Genomic DNA, 24,791 nt, shown 5'->3' with positions numbered 1-24,791 from the left:
GCAGCAAGCTGCCACGCGCTGGCCGGGCGCGGGGGCGGGGGCAAGCATGGACGCATGACGAACCCCACGTTCTCCCTCGGCGGAGACCTCACCGTCAACCGGCTCGGCTTCGGCGCGATGCGCCTGGCCATGGGCACCTTCGACGGCCCCACGCGTGCCCCGGAGACCGGCATCGCCGTGCTGCGGCGGGCGGTGGAACTCGGCGTGGACCACATCGACACGGCCGCCTTCTACGGCAGGGGCGAGGTACGGGCCAACGACCTGATCCGTAGGGCGCTGAGCCCCTACCGGGAGGGCCTGGTGATCGCCACGAAGGTCGGTCCGCTGCCGGGCCCGGACGGCGTGCCGAGCGGGCAGGCCACCGCGGACCGGCTGCGCGGCCTGGTCGAGGCCGATCTGCGCGCCCTGGGCCTGGACCGGCTGGACCTGGTCAACCTCCGGGTGGGCGGACTCGGCGGGCCGGGCGGCGAGTCGGTCGCCGAGCGGTTCGCCGTACTGGCCCAACTGCGCGAGGAGGGGCTGATCCGCCACCTGGGCGTCAGCAACGTCGACGCCGCCCAGCTCGCCGAGGCCCGCGCCATCGCCCCCGTGGTGTCGGTGCAGAACCACTACGCCGACGACCTGGAGCTGCTGGCGGAGTGCGAGGAGGCGGGCATCGCGTACATGCCGTTCTTCCCGCTCGGCGGCGGGCGGGACCCGCTCGACACCCGGCGCCTGGAGAAGGTCGCGGCCCGCCTGGGCGCGACGGTCGCGCAGGTCCAGCTGGCCCGGCTGCTCGCGTCCTCCCCGGCGATGCTGGTCATCCCGGGCACCGGGACCCTCGCCCATCTGGAGGAGAACGTCGCCGCGAAGGATCTGGTGCTCACGGAAAAGGACCTGGCCGAGCTGCGGGGGTGACGGGCGGGGTCACCAGGGGACGACGCCGTCGTCCTCGAAGAACGAACCCGTCGGGCCGCCGTCGGGCAGGGTGGCGAGCCGGATCGCGGTGGCCGCGCCCTGCTCGGGGGTACGGGGCCCGTGGAAGCCGGTGAAGTCCGTCGCGACCAGGCCGGGGCAGGCGGCGTTGATCAGGATGCCGGTGCCGGCCAGCTGCCGGGCGTACTGCACGGTGACGGCGTTCAGGAACGTCTTCGTCGGCGCGTAGGCCGCCATGACGGGCCCGATCTCGATGTCCGGGTCCGCCTGCCGCGTCAGCGAGCCGACGGAGCTGGAGACGTTGACGACGCGGGGCGACGGGGAGCGCCGCAGCAGCGGCAGCAGGGCGTTGGTCACCCGGATGACGCCGAGGACGTTGGTGTCCACGACCGTGCGGACCACGTCGAGGTCGAGCGTGGTCGGGTCCTGCTCCCACCCCGGGCCGGTCGGGCCCGAGATCCCGGCGTTGTTGACGAGGACGTTCAGCCGCCCCGCCAGCCGCTCGACCAGTGCGGCGGCCTCGGTGACGCTGCGGTCGTCGGTCACGTCCAGCGGTACGCCGAACGCGTCCACCCCGGCGGCGCGCAGCTTCTCGACGGCGTCCTCGCGCCGGGCCGCGTCGCGGGCGCCCACGCCCACGCGGTGGCCGAGGGCGCCGAGCCCGGCGGCGATCTCGTAGCCGATCCCCTTGTTCGCGCCGGTCACCAGCGCGGTCCTCGTTCCGTTGCTCACGGATTCATTGCTCACGGATTGGTTGCTCACGGTCTCGTTGCTCATGCCTCGATCGTCACGCGGGGGCGGGTACCGGGGCCAACACCGATGCGGTCCGCTGTGATACTCGCCGGGTATCACCCGGGAGTACCCTGCACGCATGGACACCCTGGAGACCCGTGAGCTGAGGTACTTCGTGGCCGTCGCCGAGGAACTGCACTTCGGCCGGGCCGCCGAGCGTCTCGGCATGGCCCAGCCGCCGCTGTCACGGGCCATCCAGCAGGTCGAGCGGCGCCTCGGCGTCTCCCTGCTGGAGCGCAACCGCAGGGGCGTCTCCCTGACGCCCGCGGGCGAGGTGCTGCTGTACGAGGGCCGCGCGGCCCTCGACGCGACGGCGGCCGCCGCCCGCCGCGCCCGGCGAGCGGGCGGCGCCGACGGGCCGGACGGCTCCGGCAACCGCCTGGTGCTGGCGGTGAAGGCCGCCGGCTCCCACGAACTCCTGCAGCGGCTGCTCGGCGCCTACGCGGCCGAGCCCGGCGCGGCGGAGATCGAGGTGCTGCCGTGCGGGCTGTGCGAGCAGGAGGAGCTGCTGCGGGACGGCCGGGCCGACGCGGCGCTCATGCACACGCCGTTCAACACCCTCGCCGGGTTCGAGAGCGAGGAGCTGATGAGGGAGGGCCAGGTAGCCGTCCTGCCCGCCGGCCACCCGCTCGCCGCGCGCGACACGCTCTGCATGGCCGACATCGGCGACGTGCCCGGCCTCCCGCCCGCGCGCTGGGCCCGCCACGGTACCTATCCGCCCGGCCCGGGCCCCGAGGTCCGCGACCAGACACAGCTGGCCCAGCTGATCGCGCTGGGCCGCACCCTGGCCGTCTTCCCCGAGTCGGCCCGCGCCTGGCTGTGGACGGAGCACGCCGCCGTGCCCCTGACCGACGCGCCGCCCGTCGTCACCCACATCGCCTGGCCCGCGCACAGCCGCTCCCTGGCCCTGGCGGGCCTGATCCGCACGGCCACCCGGCTCTGAACCGGGGCCGCCCTCAGTGCGCGATGCCGTCGATCAGTTCGCGCGCCCCCTGGCGGAGCAGGGCGACGGCGACGGACGTGCCGAGGGTGGCGGGGTCCAGCCGGCCCGCCCACTCGTGGGCGTTCAGGACCGTCTTGCCGTCGGGCGTGAAGACCTTGGCCCGCAGGGCGAGTTCGCCATTGCCCTCGACCTGGGCGTACCCCGCGATCGGGCTGTTGCAGTGCCCCTGGAGGACGTGCAGGAACATCCGCTCGGCCGTCGTCTCGCGGTAGGTCGCGGGGTCGCCCAGCGCGCTCACCAGGTCGATGAGCTCGGTGTCCCCCTCACGGCACTGGAGGGCCAGGACCCCGGCGCCGATCGGCGGGCACATCACCTCGGGCGACAGGATCTCGGTGATCACATCGGTCCGGCCGATGCGCTCCAGCCCGGACACGGCCAGCAGTAGCGCGTCCGCCTCGCCGGCGGCCAGTTTCTCCAGGCGCCGGTTGGCGTTGCCGCGCATCGGTACGCAGTCCAGATGCGGGTGCGAGGCGGCCAGTTGGGCGATGCGCCGGACGGACGAGGTGCCGATCCGGGTCCCGGGCGGCAGCTGGTCCAGGGTCAGCCCGGCCGGGTGGATGAGCGCGTCCCGGATGTCGTCGCGCTTCAGGAACGCGGCGAACGTCGTACCGGCGGGCAGCGGCCGGTCCGCGGGCACGTCCTTCACGCAGTGCACCGCGAGATCCGCCTCGCCCGCCAGCAGCGCCTGGTCGACCTCCTTGGTGAACGCGCCCTTGCCCTCGACCAGCGAGAGGTCGCCCATCCACTTGTCCCCGGTCGTCCTGACCGGCACCACCTCGGTCCGGATGCCGGGGTGGAGCGCGGCCAACTCGGCGCGGACACGCTCCACCTGGGCGAGCGCCATGGGCGAGTCACGGGACACGATGCGAATGAGGTCTGCGGTCATGCGGCCACGATAGAGGGCGCACGGGGGCGCATCGCGCAGCCCGGCTGCGGGCAGCGCGGGCGACCCCGCTTGCGTTGGAGTTCACTCGAAGTCCTATGTTCCGTGGCATGAACAACGAACAGCGCGAAGCCACCACCCCCACCGGCACCGACGACCGTTACGAGCGTGGTCTCGCCGCCCTCCGGCAGGTTGGCGGCGAGGAGCGGCCGGCGGTCCTGGACAGCCTCGCCGACATCGCCCCGGACCTCGGCCGGTACACCGTCGAGTTCGGCTACGGGGACATCTACTCCCGCCCCGGGCTCACCTACCGCGAGCGCCAGTTGAGCACCGTCGCCGCCCTCGCGGCCATGGGCAACGCGGCGCCGCAGCTGCGCTTCCACATCGGGGGCGCGCTGAATGTCGGCTGCACCCGCCGGGAGATCGTGGAGACCCTCGTCCACGTCTGCGTCTACGCCGGATTCCCCGCCGCGCTCAACGGCCTCGCCGCCGCCCGCGAGGTCTTCGGCTCCCGCCCCGACGACGCCCCCGCCACGCCCGCGTCCGCCCCCGAGGGCGGCGACCGTTTCGAGCGGGGCAAGGCCGCGCTCGACCGCATCGACGGGCACGCGGGCCGGCAGGTCATCGACTCCCTCCAGGACATCGCCCCGGACCTGGCCCGCTACCTCATCGAGTTCTGCTTCGGCGACATCTACTCCCGCTGCGGCCTGGACCTGAAGACCCGCGAACTGGTCACCGTCGCCCTCTGCACCGCCCTCGGCACGGTCGGCCCCCAGCTCCGGGTGCACCTCCACGGTCTGCTCAACGTCGGCGGCACGCGGGAGGAGGCCGTCGAGGTCATCATGCAGATGGCGGGCTACGCGGGCTTCCCGGCCGCGCTGAACGGCATCGCGGCGGCCCGCGAGGTGTTCGCGCAGCGGGCGGGGGAAACGGCGTGAGCGACGCGGCGGGCGGGTCCCGTACGACTCCGCCGCGCCCGCTCGACGTGGAGGCGCTGTTCCCGGAGGTCGCCGCCTTCCGCAAGGAGACCGTGCGGCTGCATCCCCGGGCCGGGAACCCTGGGCCGGGCGACAGCTCGATGGGCGGGCCCGTGCGGTGGCCGCGTGCGGAGGCATGGCCGCACTGCGAGGACGACCACCCCCGTACGGACCTCGCCCCGGCCAAGGGGAGCGGTCCGCTGCCGCTGGTGCCCGTACTCCAGCTGTACGCGGCCGATGTGCCCGAACTCCCCTTCCCGGCCGGTACGGACGTCCTCCAGGTGCTGTGGTGCCCGTTCGACCACGAGGCCGGCTATGTGCCCCGCCCGGAGCTGTACTGGCGCGACAGCTCCGCGTGCGACGAGGAGCCCGCCGTACCGCCCCGGCCCGAGGGCGCCCCGGACGACTACCTCCCCGACCCTTGCGTCCTGCACCCGGAACGGGTCACCGAATACCCGAACTGGGACCTGCCGGACGACATCGCCGAACCCCTGGAGGAGCGGTTCGAGGAGATCGAGGAGGAGACCGGCTGGTCGTACTGGTCCCACCTGTCGGTGGCGTCAGGCGCCAAGGCCGGCGGCTACCCGACGTGGACGCAGGACCCCCACTGGCCGGACTGCCCGGCCTGCGGCCACCGCATGGACCACCTGCTGACGATCAACAGCGCGGAGTTCGACGGGGAGTCGTGGCGCACCTGGCTGCCCGTGGAGGACATGCCTGCCACCGGCACGGTCCTGGACCTTCCGTACGAGGAGCGCAGCCGCGTCCAGCGCGCGCCGGGGCTGATGCTGGGCGACATGGGAGGGCTCTACCTCTTCGTGTGCCCGCACTGCCCCGACCGGCCGTACGCGTGCCACGCGGACTGCTCGTAGCGCCTCAGGCGGCGGCGTACTGGAGGAAGGCGGCCCAGGCGTCAGGGGAGAGGGCGAGGGCGGGGACGGCGGTGTCCTTGGAGTCGCGCACGTGGACGGTGTGCGGGCAGGTGGCGACCTCGACGCAGTTGCCGCTGTCATCGCTGCTGTGGCTGGACTTGGTCCAGGCGAGGGCGATCTCGACGCAGTTGCCGCCGTCGCTGCCGCTGTAGCTGCTCTTGAACCACTTGAGGTCAGTACTCATAGTCCTTCTGCCATCTTCTCGATCAGCTCGCGCGACTCTTCCACCCCGAGAGCCTGGGTCCGCAGCATGCCATATTTGGCGAACAGGTCTCCCAGGTGGGGCTGTTCGCTGACGAGGAAGTTCCGCGTCTGGACTTCCAGGTACGCCAGTCGACGCCGGTCGTCGGTCTCCAGCAGGACGAACGGCCCGCTCAGGCCGACATGTGTCTCCTGCTGTGGCGACATCACCTGGATGTGCACATGTCTCAACCGGCTGACCTCAAGAAGGTGCCGGAGCTGCGCTCGGTGCACACCTCGTCCGCCGATCGGGCGAGAGATCGCGCTGAGTTCCAGCACAAAGCTGATGTCCGGAATCGGTCTGCGGGTCAACAAGGCCTGCCTGGCGAGACGACCGGCGACCAAGGCCTCGATCTCATCGTCATCGAGCGGCGGGCACTCGCCCCTGAACAAGGCGCGTGCGTGATCCTCGGTCTGCAGCAGTCCGGGCATGACGCTGGACTCGTACTCGTACCGCGCCCTGGCCTTCCCTTCTTCCTCGGCGAACGGCTCGAACCAGGAAGCCAGCCGACTGAACGTCAACTTCGCGGCGGCAGCGATCAGTGCACCGCTGGCACCGAGCGCGGCGTCTGCCTGCGGGGTGAAGTCTCCCTTCGGCGGGCGCTGCCCGCGCTCCACCATCGCCACCTGCGACTTGGAGAAGCCGATCTTGTGGCCCAACCCCTCCTGCGACAGCCCTGCCCGTTCCCGGTAATGCCGCAACAACGCCCCGAACATCTCGGCGCTGCCGCCCCCGCCACCACTCGTATGCACAGCCCGACCTCCAAGTGCACAGCAGTGCACAGATGCCTTGTGTCCCTGGTCACCGTACGTGCGGACGCCGACGCTTTCCGTATGGAACCGAAAACTTCACTGGACCTGATGCCCTCGTGGATTCCCGCGAGCGGCCACGCCCTGCGCCACGCGGGGATTCACTTCGACGCCGTACGGATCGTCGGCATTCTCGGCGAACAAGTGGCCTACGAGATCATGCAGTTCACGGATTTCCAGGCGGGCCCGATCGTCCGTTCGCGGGTCGGCGCGCGGAGCATGTACTTCCTCGTGCCGCCCGGCACGGCCCGTGCGCACCGCTGGCCGGCCGGGGCCGAGGCGCTCGTGCGCGAGAAGTCGGCGTTCGTGGGGATCCCCGCGCTGTACGGGATGACGTACCCGCTGGACTGGCGTTCTCTGCCGACGGATCAAGATCCGTTCGTGGAAACGAAACTGCTGTTCGAGCTGCTGATGAAGGTGGTGAACGACGAGATTTCTGCTGTACGGTGATCGCGTCATTACGCTCCGTGCGCTTCTGCGCATGGGGCGGCCCCCGGGGGTGCTACCAACACCGGACCGAGGGCCTTCACCCCACGATGGATCAGAGGTCCACCGAGAATGCTCTGGCATGTTATCTCGCCGTCCTACGGCTATGTGAAGGCCGCGCACCACATCGTGCGCCATCCGAAGCTCGGCAGCGACGCGAAGATCTTGATCACGTACGTACAGGGCCTGCCCGAGAAGCGTGCGAGCAAGGCGCTGAGTGACCATGCGAAGGCGCTGGGGATCACGGGACGTGCGTACCAGCGGGCCAAGGCCCAGCTGAAGGAGAACGGCTTCGTCCACGAGTGGCGGCGGCAGGGTGAGGGCGGGCTGTGGGTGACCGACCAGCTTTTCTCGAACGTCGGGCTGACGGACGAAGAGGCCAGGCGCATCAGGGACGCGGGCCGGGGCCGGGGAGACCAGCCGAGTGAACGGTCTCCGACGGTCGGTCGACCGGGGGGTCGGTCGGCCGGTGGTTATGAACCGGAGGTGGAAGAACGGGAGAAGAACTCATCCCACCCACCCTCCGAGCCGCCTGCGGCCGAACCACCGGCCGAGCCCTCGGCCGAACCCGTCCCCCCGGACCCCGAAGTCGCGGAGGCGGAACGCGTGTTGCTGTCACTGCGGCACGCGAGCCCGCAACTGCACCTGGGGGTGCGGGAGGCGCGCAGCCTCTCCGGTGCGGCGGCGGACTGGCTGCGGCGCGGGGTGAAGGCGGCGGAGCTGCGGCTGGCGCTGGTGAGTGAGTTGCCGGCGGAGGGGGTGCGGTCGGCGGTCGGGTTCGTACGGCACCGGCTCGTGCAGAAGCTGCCGGAGGAGCCCGCGCCGGTCGCACGGGCGCCCGAGGTGCGGCCGTACGTGCCGTGCGAGGGGGAGGGGCCGGAGCATGTGTTCCGGCCCCGGGCGGACGAGACGGTGTGCCGTTCCTGTGCGCAGGGGGCGGCTGAGGCGGCGCACTGGGCGAAATGGCCGCGGTCCCGGCCGGGCGACGGCTTCGAGGAGGAGCGCGATCCGCTGCCCTGGCGGGAGCGGGTCGCGGCGATCCTCGAACAGGACGCCGGGAGACGGTGAGGCGTACGGCCGTTCGCTGGTGTGGCGGTTCCGCCGTAGGCGCGGTGGAGCGAGGAGAGTGGGCGTGGGGGCCGGGACGGACTGAGGAGGACCCGTGGTGGATGCCGTGGTGGAGCTTTGGGACGGAGTGCGGACGAGGGACCCCGCGTGGTGCCGTGCGCAACTGATGGCGGCGGGGCGCACGTTGTTCGCCGTGTACGGCTACGCCCGTACCTCCGTGGAGGATCTGTGCGCGAAGGCGCAGGTGGAAGTGCGGGACTTCCACCGGGAGTTCGAGTCGCGCGAGTCGCTGCTCGTCGATCTGTACGACGAGGTGGCGATCGGCGGGATGCGGGCGGCGGAGGCCGAGCTGTCGGAGGAGGGCATGGAGACGTGCCCGACGGAGGAGCGGGTGCGCAGGCTGTTCGACGCGTATGTGCGGGCGGTGACGCGGGATCCGCAGGCGGCGCGGGTGGCGTTCGTCGAGGTGCTCGGGGTGAGCAGGCAGATGGACGACCACCTGACGCGGTGGCGGTCGGTGTGGACGGAGTTCCTGACGCACGAGGCGGAGCGGGCGCGGGAGCGCGGGCACGGGGTGGACGGGGACCTGACGGTGGTGGTGAAGGTGCTGACGCGGTCGGTGGACGAACTGCTCGCGCACCATGGCCGCCGCCCGCGCCAGGTGCCGCCTGCGTGGCTGACGAGCGAGCTGACGAGGCTGTCGATGGCGATGATCGGCCCGGCGGCGGGCCGGTCCGATGGGTCGGATTGACAAGGCGGCTTGCCGGTCCGGCAAATGGAACCATGACGGAGAACGAGAACGGAACGGCCGCTGGAACCGAGGGCGGCACGATGGGGGACGACGAGCTGGCGTCGGTCCTGACGGGCGTCGGCCCTCGGCTGCGGGCGCTGCGGACGGAGCGCGGGACGACGCTGGCGCAGCTGAGCGAGACGACGGGGATCTCGCTCAGCACGCTGTCCCGCCTGGAGTCGGGCGGCCGCAGGCCCACGCTGGAACTGCTGCTCCCGCTGGCGAAGGCGTACGGGGTCCAGCTGGACGAACTGGTGGGCGCGCCGGACACGGGCGACCCACGGGTCACGTTCCGCCCGTTCAAGCGCCACGGGATGACGTTCGTCCCGCTGACGCGGCACCTGGGCGGGGTGAACGCGTACAAGCAGGTCATGCCGGGGGCGACGGCCCCGTCGGGCCCGGTCGAGCAACGGGTGCACGAGGGCTACGAGTGGCTGTACGTGCTCTCGGGCCGGCTCCGCCTGGTCCTGGGCGACCACGACCTGGTGCTGACGGCGGGCGAGGCGGCGGAGTTCGACACGCACACCCCGCACTGGTGGGGCGCGGCGGGCCCGGAACCGGTTGAATTCCTCAGCCTGTTCGGGCCGCAGGGGGAGCGGATGCACGTACGGGCGAAGCCGACACGAGGCGAACGTGGCTGAAGACCCGACGCCCTGACGACGGGCCGCTTGGCGGTGTCTACGTTGGGCGAGGCGTTTCCTGGGCGGATGTGAGGGGCGGGGTGCGGTAAATCCGTTGTGCGGCAAGGCCGTTGACCGCCATCCGGCTGACAGGGGAGTGCCCTTCGCCGTACGATGTTCAGTCCTGTCGGCGACCGGATGGCGGAGACGACGATGGCGAGTATCGCGCTCGGCCCCGCTGAGACCGGCTACGCCTTACCGGCGACATCCCCACGCACTCTGCCGGGTCCGGCACCGCTGCCCCGGCAGGTCGCTGCGCCTCCCTGCGCTCAGCGTTCGAAGGCGTGGTCGGTGCTCGTGAATGAGCTGAGAGCTCCGCTGGTCGACGAGTTCTCCGATTACTGCCGTGATCTCATTGCCGCAGACGCCGCCTTATGCGGGATAAGCGCACGCGATTTCGATATCCAATTGCGGTTGCACGCGCCATCGGTCCTGGCGGGTGGGGATTTCGGGTCGTACGGGGAGCTCTACAGTGAGCTGCGGCCGCAGTTGATCGCCCGGTGCAGCAGGATAGCGAGTTACATCAAGGACACGGATCTGCTGGCCAATAGCTCGCTCCTGTTCGGGGGTGGCGAGGTCCGTCGTGATTTCACGGTCAGGCGTCCCGACGGTTCGTCCGTAGGGGTGAAGTTCGATCTGGTGGCGCCTGGTGTCGGGCACCTCTACCAATCCAGGCTCCACTACATGCTGAGTGCGCGGGCCGACACCATGGTGGAGGCCGGCTGCTACCTCCAGGGGGCTTCGCACCCCCTTACCTACCTCGCCTTTTCCCTGTGCGACCGGCCCGGGATCATAAGGGCCCTGCGCCTCCAGGGAATTCCCGCCGAGCGCGGTAACGTGCTCGTACTCACGCGGGCGCTGGGGCTATCGGGTGCGGCGCACAATCTTATGAGCTTTACTATGGGGCAGGCGGTAAGGCGTCTTCGTTCCGTAGGATGCAAGTTCATCGTGACGGCATTCAACCCCCTGCTCGGATTTACTGGATCAGCGCTTCACGCGACTAATTTCATCCCCTTCGCCACTGCTCCGGTTGCCTACTGCTATGACCAGTACGGCGGCTATGTGACGCGGCGGCAGTCCACCTCCAACAACTACGCAGACCGATGTGCCGGCACCTACCGCAACTTATTGGTGGTGCTGGGTACGGACAGTGCGGCGAGAAGAGAAATCCGCAAAGTGAACACTCTGCAGCAAGTGGCAGAACCAGCGAACGAGAGCGACCCGGCCCGTCTCCCCGCGCTCGACCCCGAGGAACTGCGTCGCTTCCGGCGCCGTCTGGAAGGCGCCTGGTCGCCCAGTACGGCGCATCCCAGCTATGCGCGGGAGCCCCTGTCGTCCAAAGGGCAGTGCGGTGTCAGCTCGGTCTGGCTGGCCCGTGAACTGCGGCGTCGCGAGATCGAAGCCACGTACTGCTACGGCAGGTTGCAATTCGACGATCCGGCCATCTCGTCCGTCGATCACCATTGCTGGATCGAGATCGGTTCGCCTTCGGACGGTGCGCGGCAGATCATCGATCTGACCTGTGACCAGGCCGATGGATTCGAACAGGACGTGATCTACCACCGGCACGACGAGCTCGCGCGCAAGGGCATCCACTACGAGCCGGTGACGCGTCTCGCCTTCGACGAACTGCCGAACGACCGTGTCTGGCCACGTTATACGCAGCTGGAGGAGTCCATGCGGGCGAAATGGGGCATGCAGACGCTGTACGAATCGGTCTGAGCAGGTAAATCCGGCTCGTGGGGGGACGGCGTGAGCAACCCGGAAGAGCGGCCGCAGGTTCTGCTTCTGTCATCGAATCTGCGGCGTCGGTATGCCGAAGACATTCTCACAGCGCTCGCTCTTCCTCAGGGCGCGATGATCCAGTTCCGCTACGAGGCGCAGTACGTGGCCCCACCTCTCCAGCAGAAGGTGGCCAACAAGGAGATCATCGGGCAACGCGCGCTGATCGGATTCGTCGCGGACGCCACGTCGCCGGACGACGCATTCCTGCTCCCGGTCAGAGTGGCCGAGATCGTGGCCGCCGAATGCGTCGCCGAGGTCTTCCTCTTCAAACTGCGCGTCACCGAGCATGTCGACCTGGACGACTACTCCCTCGCACGCGCGGACATCGGTGTCCAGAGCCGTAAGGCCATAGACAAGATCATCGAAGGAAACAGCGGCTCCTATTACCCGGCCGTGCTGAAGTACCCCGCCCTTCCCATACGCACCGGCGGGGATCAGGCACAGCTGTGGATCAGCGTCGCCCGGCGGCTCGCGCTGCATCCCACCTTCGAGAATTCCTACTTCATGCGCGTCGACCAGCCCGCGCACCTGGCCGGCCCCGGCGCCTTCCCGTTCGAGCCACAGGGACGACTCAGCCTGGGAGACCTGAAGCCCGCGCGGCTCCCGGTCAGCTTCTACTCGCAGCGCTACGCCGAGACGCCGAAAATCACCCTGACCTGCTCCACGGACGGCCGCTTCCTCCGGGTCTCCTCGGACGCCTCCCACGACGTGGCGCTGCGCTACGACTCGACCGAATTCTGGCTGCAGCCCGACGCGTCCTCCTTCGACGCGCTGACCCACGTGACCATCCGGCTGGGTCCGGAGGAGGCCGGTACGACACCGGTGGCATCAGTGCGGTTCTCCGTGATCATCAAGCACTCCCGGGTGCGTCTGCTCTCCCGTGTGATCATCAGCGCCGCGGGAGCGATCCTCGTAGCGGCCCCGGCCATCCTCGGCCCCTCGTCCTCCCTCTCCCTGCGCATCGTCCTGGCGGTGGTCGGCTCGGGATTCCTGAGCGCGGCCACGATCGTGATGGGCCGGCCCCGCAGCTGAGCGCTCAGGCGCGTGCCGGCAACTGCTGGGCGAAGCGGCGGATTGCGTCGGTGAAGGCCTTGGGGTCGTCGAAGTTCGCGAGGTGGCGGGCTCGGGGGATCAGTTCGATGCGGGCGTTCGGGTGGGCTCGGGCGAAGGCTTGTTCGCCGGAGCGGAAGACCGTGTCCTTCTCGCCGTTCAGGATGAGGACCGGGGCCGTCACATGGCGCATCGAGCCGGCGTCGTAGCGGCCCAGGACCTCGCCCCAGGCGGCCGGGAGGGTGTGGAAGGCGTAGCCGGAGCGGATGGTCGCCCCGACCACCTCGGGGGGATACGTGCGGCGCAGCAGCCGGTCGTTCCAGCGGGTCAGGCGGTCCGGCGGTAGGCGGGGGACGAGCCCGGCGATCCAGCGGTACGGCGTGGCCCACCGGCCGCGCGTCGAGGCGCTGGCCCCGGCGAGGACCAGACCTCGCAGTCGGGCGGGGTGGCGCCGGGCGAACTCCAGGGCGGCGTATCCGCCGAGCGAATGGCCGACGACCAGGGCAGGTCCGCCGTCCAGCGTGTCCACTGCCGAGGCGATGATCTCCGTCGCCGCGTCCAGGCTCCAGGGCTGGGCGGAGCGGGCACCGTGGCCCGGGAGGTCGATGGCGGTGGTGCGGAAGTCGGGCTGGAGCGCCGTGAGTTGCGGGCTCCACTGGCCCGCGCTGAAGCGGGTTCCGTGGACGAAGACGATGGGTGGTGTGTTCGTCGCGTCGGTCATGATCCCCCCAGATCCAGGCTCTGCTCGGACCGACCCTACCGGCGGGCCGGCCCCGGCGATGCGTACCGGTCGGGGCGTGGACGTCAGCTCCGGGCCGTGCGCACGGCCTGGACCGTCGTGGCGAGTTCGGGGTTGGCGCTCAGGGCGTTGAGGGACGAGGACAGTGCTTCGGCGTAGGTGGCGCGGGCGGCCTCGTAGCGGCGGCGTCCCTCGTCCGTGATCACGGCGTAGACGCCGCGCTTGTCGGACGGGCACAGGTCCTTGTACGCGAAGCCGGACTTCTCCAGGCGCCCCACCAGGCGGCTGACCGAGGACGGTTCCAGGCCCACCCGTTCGGCCAGGTCCTGCATGCGCAGCTCACCGTCCTCGGAGTGGTGCAGGTGTTCCAGGGAGCGGAACTCGGACAGGCCCACGCCGTTGGCGCGTTGCAGCGCCAGGGCCAGTTCCCGCTCCACCTGGGCGTGCAGCACGAGCATGCGGTTCCAGACGGCGTGGTCGGACGTGTGCGAGGGGGCGGTGGCCATGAATGCGTCCTCCCGAAGCGGTTGTTGACATCAGAGTACATGCTCATGCAAGCTTCTCGCGTCCCGGAGATCCAGTCACCGGATGCGTACGGGCTGTTTTTAGTTGTATGAGCATGCAATGACTTGATGCCGACACCGAACGAAAGGAACTCCCATGCAGTGGGTCCACCTCGCCGTCGCCGTGGTCTTCGAGATCGGCGTCGCCCTCGCGGCCGGCAAGGCCGAAGGCTTCACCAACCGGACCTGGACGACCGTGACCCTCGTCAGCGGCGCCCTGGGCACGTACTTCCTCAGCAGGGCCCTGCTGACCTTCGACGTCGGCGTCGGCTACGCCCTGTGGACGTCCGTCTCTGGCGTCGGCATCACGCTGCTCGGCGCCACGCTCTTCGGGCAGCGCCTCGACTGGCGCAAGGCGCTGGGCATCCTCGCCATCATCGCCGGAGTCGTCGGACTGCAGCTCAGCGGCGCCGCCTGAGCCCCACGCCGCGCGCTCCCCCTCAGTGAGAACCCGTGATCCGGCTCCTTCGAAAGGAACTTCCCGCCATGTCCCCGACCAGCTCCTCCACCGCCAACTCCTGGCTCATGCTTCTTCTCGCCGGCCTCTTCGAGATCGGCTACGCGCTCTCCGTCGGCGGCAGCCACGGCTTCACCCGGCTGACGTGGTCCCTGGTCGCCGTCGTCTTCTTCCTGCTGACGCTGTGGGCCCTGAGCGTGGGCCTGCGCACCATCGACGTCGGTACCGGCTATGCCGTCTGGGCGGGCATCGGGGCGGCCGGAGCGGCCGCACTCGGCCCGGTCTTCTTCGAGGAGAGCCTCACCCCCGCCCAGGCGTCGTGGCTCGGCCTCATCATCGCGGGGGTCGTCTGGCTCAAGCTCGCCGACCGGACGCGGAGCGCCGACACGCGCTAGCGGGCGGAGGCGTGGACCCCGGGCCGAAGCCGGTCCGGGGTCCACGCGTACGCCCCGCCCACCCCCCACGCCTGGTGCATCGCGTCCGCGTACGCCGCCGCCAGGCGGTGTTCGCCCGTGGGGCCCGGGTGGGTCCCGTCGTAGGTGTCCGTGTGGATGTCGTAGTCCGTGGGGCGCGAGGCCAGCAGGACCGGGGAGGCGGGGTGGTCCAGGTCCGCGACGGCCTTGGCGAGGAGTTCGTTGAAGCGGGCGCACTCCGCGGCGAAGGGGGCGTCCGACTCGGCGCGTATGTTCGGGATGACCGGCAGGAGCACGCACCTGATGTGGGGGTTCGCCGTGCGGGCCGCGGTCAGGAAGGCGCGGGCGTTCGCCGCGGTCTGCCCGCTGTCCGTGTAGAAGCCGAGGTCTATCAGGCCCAGCGAGACCAGCAGGACGTCCGCGCGGTGCTCGGCGACCGTGTCCGCGATCACCGGGGCCATGTGCAGCCAGCCCTCGCCCCAGCCGGCCAGATGGCGGCGGGCGGGGGCCGGGAAGTCCTCGGCGGCGTACGCCTGCGAGACCGGGGTGCCCGTGATGGTGTCGTACAGCTCGGTGCGCGGGCCGACCAGCGCGAAAGCGCCGTCGAAGGACGCCGTCAGGTGCTGCCACATGCGGTAGCGCCATGTGAAGTCCCCGGCGCGTCCGATGGTCATGGAATCGCCGACGCACATGAAACGCATGGCGCCATCATGGCCGATCATGGCTCCGGCCTGCGACGTGACGATGGACACTTGTGCCATGCGTTCGTATCGACTGACCTCTCTCGGCGCCGCCGCGCTCCTCTCCTTCGCGGTGGCGGCGCCCGCCGCGGCCGACGAGGGCGGGGCCGACCGGAGCTTCACGATCGAGGACCCCCGGATCACCGAGTCCAGCGGCCTGGCCGCCAGCCGCGCCCACCCGGGGATCTACTGGACGCACAACGACAGCGACGACGGGCCCTACGTCTTCGCGGTCGACTCCCGGACCGGGAAGACCGTTGCGACGATCACCATGAAGGGCGTCGGCGAGCCCCGCGACGTCGAGGCGATCTCGCTCGGGCCCGACGGCGATCTGTACGTCGGTGACATCGGCGACAACCTGGACGGCAGCTGGGACCACGTCTGGATCTACCGCTTCCCGGAGCCGAAGGTGCTGCGGGACGCGACGGTCCGGGCCACGCAGTTCGACGTCAGGTACGCGGACGGCCCGCGCAATGCGGAAGCGCTGATGGTCCACCCGAAGACGGGCCGGGTCTACATCGCGTCGAAGAAGGAGGGCGGCGGCGGTCTGTACGAGGGCCCCGCGAAGCTCACGGCCGGCACGGACAACGTCTTCCGGCGCGTGGGCGAGGTGCCGTGGGTGACGGACGGGGCGTTCTCGCCCGACGGGAAGGAGCTGGTCCTGCGCTCCTACTTCAGCGCGCGCGGCTACGCCTTCGCCGACGGGCGGCTGGGCAAGGACTACCCGGTCGAGTCGCCCCTGCTGCGGCAGGCCGAGTCGGTGACGTACACGGCGGACGGCTCCGCCCTGATGTACGGCACCGAGGGGCCGCAGAGCGATGTGGTGCGGGTGGACCTGAAGAACGGGGGCGGGGACGGCGGCGGCGGTTCGGACCGGTCCGGCTCCGGGGGGAAGCAGTCGTCGTCCGGCGGCGGGGACGGTTCACCGGTCAAGGGCACCACGCTGACCGGCGTCGCGGTGCTCGCCGGCATCGGGCTGCTGTTCTTCCTGGGGCGCCGGCGCCGGCAGGGGTGAGCGGTCAGGCGCCGACCGGCCGGACCTCGTAGTGCAGGGTCCGGTCCCGCTTGATCCGGTGCGCCAGCGGGACGAGCACGCCGTGCATGACCGGGTACTTGTGCTTGATCAGCGACGCGGCATGCGCGCTCTCCGGGCCGTGCTCCGGCAGCAGCCGCACCCGCGCCCTGATCTCCGGCCCGGTGGGCTTCCCCCGGAGCGTGGAGGGCGCGAGCTCCACCTCGGGGAAGTTCCGCATCCGCTTGACCTTCCAGGCGGAGGAGTAGGTGCGGAAGTAGGCGTGATCGCCCTCGACCGCGAGGTTGACCGGTGTGCCCACGCCCGAGCCGTCGCGCTTGTGGCTGGTGAGCAGCACCGCGTACTGCTTCTCGAAGGGGACGAGCCCCGGGCTCGTGTTCATGACTCCATTGTCGCGCGGGCGGCCCCGCACGTAGGGTCGGGCGGCCATGGAGAACCGAACGATGCCGCACCCCGCCCCCTTTGCCACCGCCCGCCTGGACGTGCTGCCCCTGCGGGTGGCGTACGCGGACGAGATGGCGGCGGTCCTCGCCGACCCGGCCCTGCACGTCTTCACCGGCGGCGCCCCGGAGTCCGCCGACGGTCTGCGGGCGCGGTACGCGCGGCAGACCGCCGGATCGCCGGACCCGGCCGTGCTGTGGTGGAACTGGGTGCTCAGGGTCCGGGACGAGGACCGCCTCGCCGGCTACGTCCAGGCGACGGTGGACACGGCCGGGGCACGGGCGGAGATCGCCTGGGTGGTCGGGAGCGGGTGGCAGGGGCGCGGCTACGCCAAGGAGGCGGCGGTGGGCCTGGTCGCGCATCTGCGGGCCGGGGGCGCGGTCCGTACGGTCGTCGCCCACATCCACCCGGACCACACCGCCTCGGCGGCGGTGGCCGCCGCGGCGGGGCTGGTGCGGACGGGGGAGTGGGAGGACGGGGAGGAGCGGTGGGGGCTGGGCGGTCCGGTGGACGTCAGCTCCGGGGGCGGCCCGCGTTGATCAGCGCGGCGACGTCGAGGGTCACCTCGGCCCCGATCGAGTCGGGGAGCGGGGCCTCCTGGCCGGGGGCGTACACCTCGTGGCGGTCGTAGGCGCCGCCGAGGGGCTCCGTCAGGACATGGACCCGGCCGTGCTTGCGGTCGACGATGACGTAGACGGGGATCTTGGCCTCGGCGTACACGGCGACCTTGTGCCGCAGGTCGCTGTTGTAATTGCTGGAGGTGACCTCCAGGACCAGACGGAAGGCGGCCGGGTCGTAGCAGTTGTACTCGATCAGGTGCTCGTCGAAATCCGCGTCGACCAGGGCGAGGTCGGGGATCGCGTAGTCCTCGGGGCCGCTCGGCAGCCAGAGGCCGATGCCCTGGAGGACTCTCGACTCCGCGCCGTGAAGTCCCGCGGCGAGGAACGGGACCATGAGCGTGGTCAGCGCGTCCGCGTGCGGGCCGTCCGGGGGTGGGGCCACGGTGATGACGCCTCCGATGATCTCGACGCGATAGCCGGGATGCTGCTCGGCGAGCCGGGCGGCTGTGACGAGCAGGGGCTCCGGTCCATCGTCACAGGGGTGCTCGACTGCTGCTGCAGACATTGAGGGCCTCCTGGCATGGCTGGTGTCGAGACCATCATCGTAGAGCGGGACGACCCGAGATCGTGTTTCTGGCATATGCCACTCGGCCGAGTGAAGCAGAAACGGCCCCGCACGCCGTGAGGTGTGCGGGGCCGTTCCGGAGCGGAGGCGTTACAGCTTCTCGATCACGTAGTCGATGCACGCCGTCAGGGCCTGGACGTCCGACGGGTCGATCGCCGGGAACATCGCCACGCGGAGCTGGTTGCGGCCCAGCTTGCGGTACGGCTCCGTGTCGACGATGCCGTTGGCGCGGAGCACCTTGGCGACGGCGGCGGCGTCGATCTCGTCCGCGAAGTCGATCGTGCCGATGACCTGCGAGCGCTTGGCCGGGTCGGTGACGAACGGGGTCGCGTACTTGGACTCCTCGGCCCAGCCGTAGAGGTGGCCGGCGGAGGCGGCCGTGCGGCCGGTGGTGAAGTCCAGGCCGCCCTGGGTGTTCATCCAGGTCAGCTGCTCGTTCAGCAGAAAGAGCGTGGCGAGCGCCGGGGTGTTGTACGTCTGGTTCTTCAGGGAGTTGTCGATCGCCGTGGGCAGCGAGAAGAACTCCGGGATGTGCCGGCCGGAGGCGTGGACGCGGGCCGCGCGCTCCAGGGCCGCCGGGGAGAAGACGCCGATCCACAGGCCGCCGTCGGAGGCGAAGGACTTCTGCGGAGCGAAGTAGTAGACGTCCGTCTCGGCGATGTCGACCGGGAGGCCGCCCGCGCCGGAGGTGGCGTCCACCAGGACGAGGGAGCCCTCGTCGGCGCCCGCGACGCGCTTGACGGGCGCGGCGACACCGGTGGAGGTCTCGTTGTGCGTGAAGGCGTACACGTCGACGCCCGCCTCGGCCTCGGGGTCCGGGTGGGTGCCCGGGTCGGAGGCGATGACGGTCGGGTCGGCCAGCCACGGGGCGAGCTTGGCGGCCTTCGCGAACTTCGACGAGAACTCACCGAAGTTCAGGTGCTGGGACTTCGACTCGATCAGACCGTGCGTCGCGATGTCCCAGAAGGCGGTGGAGCCGCCGTTGCCGAGGATCACCTCGTAGCCCTCGGGGAGGGAGAAGAGGTCGCGTACGCCGTCACGTACCGCGCCGACCAGGTTCTTCACCGGGGCCTGGCGATGGGACGTGCCGAGGAGAGACGTGCCGGTGGCGGCCAGCGCGTCGAGCGCCTCCGTCCGCACCTTGGAAGGACCGGCGCCGAAGCGTCCGTCGGCGGGCTTGATGTCAGCGGGAATCTGGATGTCGGCCACGAGTCGGAGCGTAGCCGCTCGGTGTGGCGGCTACGCATCCTGTCCGTCGGATGAGACAGGAATTCCGATGCGTGGGCGTGGGAGGAACGTCCGTACGGGCCGGGATCAGCCCAGCGTGACCGGGAGTTCGTACAGGTCGTTCTGGGTCACGATCGGCTTGTTGCGCAGCTCGTCCGCCGGGACGGCCAGGGCCAGGCCGGGGAAGCGCTCGTACAGCGCGGGCAGGGCCACGGCCGCCTCCAGACGGGACAGCGCGGCCCCCGGGCACACATGCGGGCCGTGGCCGAAGGAGATGTGCCGGTTGGGGGAGCGGGTGGCGTCGAACTCCGTCGCCGTCGGCCCCCACTGCCCCTCGTCCCGGCCGATGGCCGCGAACGAGATCATGACGCCCTCGCCCTTCGGCAGGATCCGGTCACCGACCTCGATGTCCTCGGTGGCGAACCGGATCAGGATGTGCGAGGTGGGCGCCGACCAGCGCAGCGTCTCCTCGATCACCGAGTCCCAGCCCACCTCGCCCGCCAGCACCGCGCGGCGCTGCTCGGGGTGGCGCTGGAGCGCCACGACGGCATTCACGATGAGGCTGATCGTCGTCTCGTGCCCGGCCGCGATGATCAGCTTCAGGGTGTTGAGGATCTCCTCGTCGGTGAGGTGGTCGCCGTCCTCGGAGGCCACGAGCAGCGCCCCGGTCAGGTCGTCGGCCGGGGACTCCTTCTTCTCGTCGAGGATCCGCGAGAACAGGGCGTGGATGTCCGCCATCATCCGCGGCACCTCGGCGCGGGGCGTCATGTTGGAGAAGAACTTGTCGAACAGTTCCTTCATCCGGGGCAGGTCGGCCGAGTCGATGCCCATCAGCTCGCTGATGACGTTCATCGGCAGCGGGTAGGCGAACTCCGCCTTCAGATCCACCGTTTCGCCCGCCGGGCGCTCCGCCAGCCGGTCCAGCAGCACCTTCGTACGCGCCTCGATGCCGGCGCGCAGCCGCTCCACCCGGCGCACGGTGAGCGCCTGGGCGACCAGCCCGCGCAGCCTGCGGTGCTCGGCGCCGTCGGCGGTGAGCATGGTGCGGCCCGGGTTGACCAGGCCGATCAGCGGCCAGTCGAGCGGGATCTCGCCGCGCTGCCAGGCACCCCAGACGTTGATGTCCTTGACCAGGCGGCTGTCGGTGAGCAGCGCCTTCGCCTCGGCGTAGTGGGTGACGGCGTGGACGGGCACCCCGCCCGGCAGCTCGACCCGGGCGAGCGGGCCCGCCGCGTGCAGCCGCGCGCTCTCGCCCGCGAGATCGCCGACGAGCGGGTCCAGGACGATGCGGTCCCGTCCGTCCGTGCCGGTCGGTTCGGTCGTGGTCGCGGTCATCTCTGGCCTCCAAGAGCGGGGGTGGGCGTGAAGCGCACCGGCAGGTCGGTCAGGCCCCGCAGCCAGGGCGAGGGGCGGCGGGTCAGCCGGTCGGCGGGGACGGCGAGGTCTACGTCGGGCAGCCGGTCGAGGATGACCTCGATGGCCGTACGGGCGATGACCTCGGCGATCTCCTGGGCCGGGAAGGGGCAGCGGTGCTCGCCGTGGCTGAAGGAGAAGAAGGCGTTGTTGCCGCCGGTGAGCGTGGAGCCGTCGGTACGGACCTGGGGGTCGGAGTTGGCGCCCGCCAGGCTGAGGACCAGCAGATCACCGGCCTTGATGTGCCGGCCGCCGAGGTGGGTGTCCCGCGAGGCCCAGCGCCCGGCGATGTTCTGGGACGGGGTGTCCTCCCAGAGCACCTCGTTCATCGCCTCGCCGACGCTGTGCCGGCCGCCGGTGAGCGAGGCGGCGAACCGGTCGTCGGTGAGCATCAGCCGCAGCGAGTTGCCGATCCAGTCGGAGGTCGGCTGGTGCCCGGCGGCCATCATCACCATCAGGTCCCGGGCGACGTCCTCGTCGGTGAAGCCGCCGGTGTTGGCGAGCATCCGGGTGGCCACGTCGTCGCCCGGCTCCTCCCGCCGCTCGGCCAGCAGCCGGTACATGGAGGTGGCGATGTGCCGCTGGCCCGCCAGCGCGGTGGGCCCGCCGTTGATCATGTCGTTCATCGCGGTGACGAGGGCGGGGCCCCGGTCGTCGGAGAAGCCGTACAGCTTCGCCAGTACGCGCACGGGCAGCAGCATCGCGTACGCGGCGACGAGGTCCGTGGTGCCGGCCGAGCAGAACCCGTCGACGAGCTCGTCCGCGAACGCCTCGGTGCTCTTCTTGAGGTCGAAAGGGTTCGCCGCCTCCAGCGCCTCGCAGATCATCGCGGCGCGGAGGCTGTGGCGCTCCCCGACCGTGTAGAGGATGGAGGGCTGGGTCCTGCTGATCATCGGCATCAGCGGCCAGTCCTCGGGGATCTCGGACCACTGGTTCCACAGCTTCGAGTCGCGGCTGAAGAGCACGGGGTCCCCGGTGACCTGGTGCAGTTCCCGGTAGCCGAGGACGAGCCAGGCGGGGATGTCGCCGGGCAGCACGATCGGCGCGACCGCGCCGTGGTCGCGCCGGATCTCCCGGTACAGCCGGGCCGGTTCGGTCTGGAACCGCGGGCCGGACAGGGGTACGGCACCGGCCGCGTGGGGGCACTGGGTCACGGGGTGGGCTCCGAGGTCAGGGCGGCGAGGGCGGGGTCGCCGTCGGGGGAGTCCCCGGCGTCCCCGGCCGCGCTCCCGGCCCGCGCGGCGGACAGCTGGTGCAGGTGCTCCACCAGCGTGATCAGCACGTACTTGCTGGAGGAGCGGTCCCGCGCGTCGCACTCCACGAGCGGGACGTCCGGGGAGATGTCGAGCGCCTCCCGGATCTGCTGCTCGGTGTGGAGCGGGCCGCCGAAGTCGTTGCACGCCACGATGAACGGCGTGCCGTGGTGCTCCAGCCGGTCGATGGCGTACCAGGAGTCGGCCAGGCGCCGGGTGTCGACGAGGACGACGGCGCCCAGGGTCCCGGAGAACAGCCGGTCCCACAGGAACCAGAAGCGCTCCTGGCCGGGCGCGCCGAACAGGTACAGCACCGAGCGTTCGTCGAGGGTGATCCGGCCGAAGTCGAAGGCGACGGTGGTGGACGTCTTCGACTGCACACCGTCGAGGTGGTCGACCGCCTCGCCCGCACGGGTCATCGTCTCCTCCGTGTTGAGCGGACGGATCTCGCTCACGGATCGGACCATGGTGGTCTTGCCGACCCCGAAGCCGCCGACGACGACTATCTTCAGTCCGTTGTCGGCCGTGGCCTGCAGGGCGGCACGGTCAGAGGTTGCGGAGTCCAACGAGCACCTGTTCCAGGATGTCGGGGTCGGGGAGCCGGTCCGCGACGCGGGCGGTGCGCGGATGGCGGGCGCTGATCCGGCCGGTGTCGAGCAGGTCGCACAGCAGGATGCGCACGATGCTGACGGGCAGGTCCAGGCTCGCGGCGATCTCGACGACCGCCGTGGGCCGTACGCACATCCGCAGGATCGTCACGTGCTCCGACTGCATGCCGGGGGACGGCTCGCACTCGGAGACGACCAGCGTGACCAGGTCGAAGGCGGCCGAGTCGGAGCGGCTGCGGCCACCGGTGAGGGTGTACAGCCGGTCCGGGCCGTCGTCCCTGCCCGGGCGGGCGCGGGGGGTCATACGGCGGCTTTCCCGGCGGGCCCGGTGGCCCCGGCCGGTGCGGCGGGCTCCCTCGGCGGGGCCACCAGGTGCTCGCCGAGCTGCTCGACGAGCTCGCTCATGTTGTGCCCGACGAGGCCGACGTCGGCGCTCTCGGAGGCCACGACCGCGAGATGGGCGCCGGCGCCCGCCTCCACGATGAACAGCACACCGCCGTAGAACTCGGCCATGGCCGACCGTACGCCGCCGTTGCCGTTGCCGAACTCCACGGACGCGCCGTGCGAGAGGCTCTGGATGCCGGCGGAGATCGCGGCCAGCTGGTCGGCCTGGTCGACGGACAGCTCGGGCGTACGGCACAGCTTGAGGCCGTCCCTGGACAGCACGAGGGCGTGGCGGGTGCCGGGGGTCCGTTCGAGGAGCCCCTCCAGCAGCCAGTTGAGCTTCTCGTCGGTGGTCGCGGTCATTGGGTGTTGCCTTCCGGGTGCGGGGAGTTGGGCCGTACGGCCTGGCGGAAGCTGCTGAAGCGGGCGGCCCGGTCCTTGGCGTCGGACGCCGGGGGCGTGGCGGCGGCGTCCGGGGTGCCGGGGTCGGCCGCCGCCCGCGCGCGGGACTCGGCCGCGGCCAGGGTGCGCCCGCGGGAGCGCTTGGGCAGGCCGCTCTCCCCGAACCGGGGGAGGTTGCCGGTGGTCTCGGACGCGGAGTCGGAGCGCAGGGGCTCCGGCTCCTGGGGGCGCGGTGCGGCGGGGGAGGCGTGCCGCTCCGCGCCGGACGCGTGCACCGGCTCGGGCTCGGCCGGGGCGGTGGCGGCGGGCGCGGCGGTGGCGGCAGGTTCGGCCGCGGGGGCCTGGGCCGCGGCTGCCGGGGTCCGGGTGATGATCTCCTGCGGGAGCATCATCAGCGCGCCGGTGCCGCCGCGCGCCGAGGGCCGGAAGGAGACGGTCAGTCCGTGCTTGCGGGCGAGCCGGCCGACGACGGCGAGGCCGAGCCGGGTGCCGGAGAGGCCCGCGAGGTCCTGGTCGTCGGCGGAGACGGCGCGCTCGGCCCGGCGCAGCTGCACCTCGCTCATCACCAGTCCGCTGTCCTCGACGGTGAGCACGATGCCGGCCGGCACCTCCTCCACGTACACATGGACCTCGGCCGTGGGCGGGGAGAAGTTCGCCGCGTTGTCGAGGAGTTCGGCCAGGGCGTGCATGACGCCCTCGGCGGCGTGGCCGGCGACGGCGACATCGCTGGTCGAGTGGATCCGGACGCGCTGGTAGCCGCTGATCCGGCCCATCGCGCCGCGCAGGATGGACTCCATGACGATCGGCTTCGCCCAGCGGCGGCCGGAGCGCGCCCCGGTCAGCACGGCGACGGAGTCGGCCAGCCGGCCCGCCTGGGCGGTGCGGTGGTCCAGGTGGAGCAGATCGCCGAGGATGTCCTCGCCGGAGTGCCGGTGCTCCATGTCGCGCAGGTCCGCGAGCATGCTCGTGGCCAGGGCCTGCATCCGGCCGGCGGCGTTGGCGCAGGAGGCGATCGCGGCGGATCGTTCCTGCTCACTGCGGGCGACACGGGCCCTGAGCTTGGCGTTCTCGGCGGTGAGGCGTTCGGCGGTCCGCTCGGACTCCGCGGTGATCCTGGCCGAGTCGGCGGCGGCCGCCGCCTTGACCCGGGCGTTCTCGGCGGTGAACCGCTGGGCCTCGGCGGCCGAGGCCGACACCATCCGCGAGATCTCCGAGGTGAACCGGGCGCTCTCGGCGGCGTTCCGTTCCCGTACCGCGCGCAGGGTGGCGCGGGTGTGGACGGCGACCGCGACGGCGGCGGCGAACAGCACGGCGGCGGCGCCCGTCCCCCAGCCCACCGCGGTCCGGGAGGAGTCGGGGGCGACGAGGGTCGCCCACGCGCACAGGGATCCGGTGAGGGCCACCGTGACCAGCAGGGCCAGTGCGGTCGGCCGGGTTGAGGGGCGCAATCGGAGTCCTTGGGGGCGGACGGTGACGGACAGGGACGGTTCGGTGCTGCTGGTGGGGCGAGGGGCAAAATGCG

30 protein-coding genes are annotated in these 24,791 nt (G+C 71.1%); 14 read left to right on the top strand and 16 right to left on the bottom strand.

Annotation, left to right across the window (positions count from 1 at the left end; genetic code table 11):
• Positions 1-54: 54 nt before the first annotated feature.
• Positions 55-897 (top strand): oxidoreductase, encoded by an 843-nt coding sequence (locus RLT58_RS15500; RefSeq protein WP_311310967.1) that lies wholly within the window; start codon positions 55-57, stop codon positions 895-897.
• A gap of 9 nt (positions 898-906) precedes the next feature.
• Here the strand turns inward: RLT58_RS15500 and RLT58_RS15495 are convergent, their stop codons facing one another.
• Positions 907-1,692, bottom strand: a complete 786-nt coding sequence (locus RLT58_RS15495; RefSeq protein WP_311310966.1) for an SDR family NAD(P)-dependent oxidoreductase — start codon at positions 1,690-1,692, stop codon at positions 907-909.
• A gap of 94 nt (positions 1,693-1,786) precedes the next feature.
• Here RLT58_RS15495 and RLT58_RS15490 point away from each other — a divergent pair, with 94 nt between their 5' ends.
• Positions 1,787-2,650 carry a LysR family transcriptional regulator gene (locus RLT58_RS15490; protein ID WP_311310965.1) on the top strand — a complete coding sequence of 288 codons (864 nt, stop codon included), beginning with the start codon at positions 1,787-1,789 and terminating at the stop codon, positions 2,648-2,650.
• A gap of 13 nt (positions 2,651-2,663) precedes the next feature.
• Here the strand turns inward: RLT58_RS15490 and hemC are convergent, their stop codons facing one another.
• The gene (gene hemC, locus RLT58_RS15485) at positions 2,664-3,596 is read right to left on the bottom strand and encodes a hydroxymethylbilane synthase (protein WP_311310964.1); all 933 of its coding nucleotides are present in this window, start codon (positions 3,594-3,596) and stop codon (positions 2,664-2,666) included.
• A 107-nt stretch (positions 3,597-3,703) separates the two neighbouring features.
• On the opposite strand from hemC, the gene RLT58_RS15480 reads away from it, so the two are divergent.
• Positions 3,704-4,531, top strand: coding sequence for a carboxymuconolactone decarboxylase family protein (locus tag RLT58_RS15480; protein WP_311310963.1), 828 nt, complete (start codon positions 3,704-3,706; stop codon positions 4,529-4,531).
• Positions 4,528-5,442 (top strand): DUF1963 domain-containing protein, encoded by a 915-nt coding sequence (locus RLT58_RS15475; RefSeq protein ID WP_311310962.1) that lies wholly within the window; start codon positions 4,528-4,530, stop codon positions 5,440-5,442. Before RLT58_RS15480 ends, RLT58_RS15475 begins: the two co-directional genes overlap by 4 nt.
• A 4-nt stretch (positions 5,443-5,446) precedes the next feature.
• Here RLT58_RS15475 and RLT58_RS15470 read toward each other — a convergent pair whose 3' ends face one another.
• Positions 5,447-5,686, bottom strand: coding sequence for a DUF397 domain-containing protein (locus RLT58_RS15470; protein WP_311310961.1), 240 nt, complete (start codon positions 5,684-5,686; stop codon positions 5,447-5,449).
• Positions 5,683-6,495 (bottom strand): helix-turn-helix domain-containing protein, encoded by an 813-nt coding sequence (locus RLT58_RS15465; protein WP_399131576.1) that lies wholly within the window; start codon positions 6,493-6,495, stop codon positions 5,683-5,685. Before RLT58_RS15465 ends, RLT58_RS15470 begins: the two co-directional genes overlap by 4 nt.
• A 108-nt stretch (positions 6,496-6,603) precedes the next feature.
• Here RLT58_RS15465 and RLT58_RS15460 point away from each other — a divergent pair, with 108 nt between their 5' ends.
• The 6 genes from RLT58_RS15460 to RLT58_RS15435 all read left to right on the top strand — a co-directional run bounded on the left by RLT58_RS15460 (position 6,604) and on the right by RLT58_RS15435 (position 12,393).
• Positions 6,604-7,002: a hypothetical protein gene (locus RLT58_RS15460; protein ID WP_311314529.1), complete on the top strand. Its 399-nt coding sequence runs from the start codon at positions 6,604-6,606 to the stop codon at positions 7,000-7,002.
• A gap of 108 nt (positions 7,003-7,110) precedes the next feature.
• Positions 7,111-8,106, top strand: a complete 996-nt coding sequence (locus RLT58_RS15455) for a hypothetical protein (RefSeq protein WP_311310960.1) — start codon at positions 7,111-7,113, stop codon at positions 8,104-8,106.
• Between the two features lie 94 nt (positions 8,107-8,200).
• On the top strand, positions 8,201-8,857 hold the full coding sequence (locus tag RLT58_RS15450; RefSeq protein ID WP_311310959.1) for a TetR/AcrR family transcriptional regulator: 657 nt from the start codon (positions 8,201-8,203) through the stop codon (positions 8,855-8,857).
• A gap of 80 nt (positions 8,858-8,937) precedes the next feature.
• Positions 8,938-9,537: a helix-turn-helix domain-containing protein gene (locus RLT58_RS15445; protein WP_311314528.1), complete on the top strand. Its 600-nt coding sequence runs from the start codon at positions 8,938-8,940 to the stop codon at positions 9,535-9,537.
• Between the two features lie 330 nt (positions 9,538-9,867).
• A complete protein-coding gene (locus RLT58_RS15440) occupies positions 9,868-11,298 on the top strand; it encodes a hypothetical protein (RefSeq protein ID WP_311310958.1) in 1,431 nt (476 codons plus the stop codon).
• 135 nt (positions 11,299-11,433) lie between these two features.
• Positions 11,434-12,393, top strand: a complete 960-nt coding sequence (locus tag RLT58_RS15435) for a hypothetical protein (protein ID WP_311310957.1) — start codon at positions 11,434-11,436, stop codon at positions 12,391-12,393.
• A 4-nt stretch (positions 12,394-12,397) separates the two neighbouring features.
• Here the strand turns inward: RLT58_RS15435 and RLT58_RS15430 are convergent, their stop codons facing one another.
• Both RLT58_RS15430 and RLT58_RS15425 read right to left on the bottom strand, forming a co-directional pair.
• Positions 12,398-13,132 carry an alpha/beta fold hydrolase gene (locus RLT58_RS15430; protein ID WP_311310956.1) on the bottom strand — a complete coding sequence of 245 codons (735 nt, stop codon included), beginning with the start codon at positions 13,130-13,132 and terminating at the stop codon, positions 12,398-12,400.
• A gap of 83 nt (positions 13,133-13,215) precedes the next feature.
• Positions 13,216-13,656 (bottom strand): MarR family winged helix-turn-helix transcriptional regulator, encoded by a 441-nt coding sequence (locus tag RLT58_RS15425; RefSeq protein ID WP_311310955.1) that lies wholly within the window; start codon positions 13,654-13,656, stop codon positions 13,216-13,218.
• Between the two features lie 154 nt (positions 13,657-13,810).
• On the opposite strand from RLT58_RS15425, the gene RLT58_RS15420 reads away from it, so the two are divergent.
• The gene (locus tag RLT58_RS15420; protein ID WP_311310954.1) at positions 13,811-14,131 is read left to right on the top strand and encodes a DMT family transporter; all 321 of its coding nucleotides are present in this window, start codon (positions 13,811-13,813) and stop codon (positions 14,129-14,131) included.
• A 68-nt stretch (positions 14,132-14,199) separates the two neighbouring features.
• Positions 14,200-14,565 (top strand): DMT family transporter, encoded by a 366-nt coding sequence (locus RLT58_RS15415; RefSeq protein ID WP_311310953.1) that lies wholly within the window; start codon positions 14,200-14,202, stop codon positions 14,563-14,565.
• On the opposite strand, the gene RLT58_RS15410 is transcribed toward RLT58_RS15415, so the two are convergent.
• Positions 14,562-15,284, bottom strand: a complete 723-nt coding sequence (locus RLT58_RS15410) for a GDSL-type esterase/lipase family protein (RefSeq protein WP_311310952.1) — start codon at positions 15,282-15,284, stop codon at positions 14,562-14,564. The two genes, RLT58_RS15415 and RLT58_RS15410, sit on opposite strands and share 4 nt — an antisense overlap.
• Positions 15,285-15,342: 58 nt before the next feature.
• Here RLT58_RS15410 and RLT58_RS15405 point away from each other — a divergent pair, with 58 nt between their 5' ends.
• Positions 15,343-16,338: a YncE family protein gene (locus RLT58_RS15405; protein ID WP_311310951.1), complete on the top strand. Its 996-nt coding sequence runs from the start codon at positions 15,343-15,345 to the stop codon at positions 16,336-16,338.
• A 4-nt stretch (positions 16,339-16,342) separates the two neighbouring features.
• Here the strand turns inward: RLT58_RS15405 and RLT58_RS15400 are convergent, their stop codons facing one another.
• Positions 16,343-16,738, bottom strand: coding sequence for a PPOX class F420-dependent oxidoreductase (locus RLT58_RS15400; RefSeq protein WP_311310949.1), 396 nt, complete (start codon positions 16,736-16,738; stop codon positions 16,343-16,345).
• Between the two features lie 46 nt (positions 16,739-16,784).
• On the opposite strand from RLT58_RS15400, the gene RLT58_RS15395 reads away from it, so the two are divergent.
• Entirely contained in the window at positions 16,785-17,336 is a 552-nt protein-coding gene (locus RLT58_RS15395) for a GNAT family N-acetyltransferase (RefSeq protein WP_311310948.1), read from the top strand.
• Here the strand turns inward: RLT58_RS15395 and RLT58_RS15390 are convergent.
• The 8 genes from RLT58_RS15390 to RLT58_RS15355 form a co-directional block, all read right to left on the bottom strand.
• A complete protein-coding gene (locus RLT58_RS15390) occupies positions 17,311-17,922 on the bottom strand; it encodes a Uma2 family endonuclease (protein WP_311310947.1) in 612 nt (203 codons plus the stop codon). The genes RLT58_RS15395 and RLT58_RS15390 overlap by 26 nt on opposite strands.
• Before the next feature lie 150 nt (positions 17,923-18,072).
• A complete protein-coding gene (gene serC, locus RLT58_RS15385) occupies positions 18,073-19,191 on the bottom strand; it encodes a phosphoserine transaminase (protein WP_311310946.1) in 1,119 nt (372 codons plus the stop codon).
• A 105-nt stretch (positions 19,192-19,296) separates the two neighbouring features.
• The gene (locus RLT58_RS15380; RefSeq protein ID WP_311310945.1) at positions 19,297-20,544 is read right to left on the bottom strand and encodes a cytochrome P450 family protein; all 1,248 of its coding nucleotides are present in this window, start codon (positions 20,542-20,544) and stop codon (positions 19,297-19,299) included.
• Entirely contained in the window at positions 20,541-21,776 is a 1,236-nt protein-coding gene (locus RLT58_RS15375; RefSeq protein ID WP_311310944.1) for a cytochrome P450, read from the bottom strand. The genes RLT58_RS15380 and RLT58_RS15375 overlap by 4 nt, the downstream gene beginning before the upstream one ends.
• Positions 21,773-22,441 (bottom strand): GTP-binding protein, encoded by a 669-nt coding sequence (locus RLT58_RS15370; RefSeq protein WP_311310943.1) that lies wholly within the window; start codon positions 22,439-22,441, stop codon positions 21,773-21,775. The genes RLT58_RS15375 and RLT58_RS15370 overlap by 4 nt, the downstream gene beginning before the upstream one ends.
• Complete coding sequence (locus RLT58_RS15365; protein WP_311310942.1) at positions 22,422-22,787, bottom strand: DUF742 domain-containing protein; 366 nt, start codon at positions 22,785-22,787, stop codon at positions 22,422-22,424. Before RLT58_RS15365 ends, RLT58_RS15370 begins: the two co-directional genes overlap by 20 nt.
• Entirely contained in the window at positions 22,784-23,230 is a 447-nt protein-coding gene (locus tag RLT58_RS15360; protein ID WP_311310941.1) for a roadblock/LC7 domain-containing protein, read from the bottom strand. The genes RLT58_RS15365 and RLT58_RS15360 overlap by 4 nt, the downstream gene beginning before the upstream one ends.
• On the bottom strand, positions 23,227-24,717 hold the full coding sequence (locus RLT58_RS15355; RefSeq protein ID WP_311310940.1) for a sensor histidine kinase: 1,491 nt from the start codon (positions 24,715-24,717) through the stop codon (positions 23,227-23,229). Before RLT58_RS15355 ends, RLT58_RS15360 begins: the two co-directional genes overlap by 4 nt.
• Between the last annotated feature and the right edge of the window lie 74 nt (positions 24,718-24,791).

The sequence above is a fragment of the Streptomyces sp. ITFR-16 genome (assembly GCF_031844705.1).
GTDB lineage: Bacteria > Actinomycetota > Actinomycetes > Streptomycetales > Streptomycetaceae > Streptomyces.
This window is presented reverse-complemented; position numbering and strand designations above follow the sequence as displayed.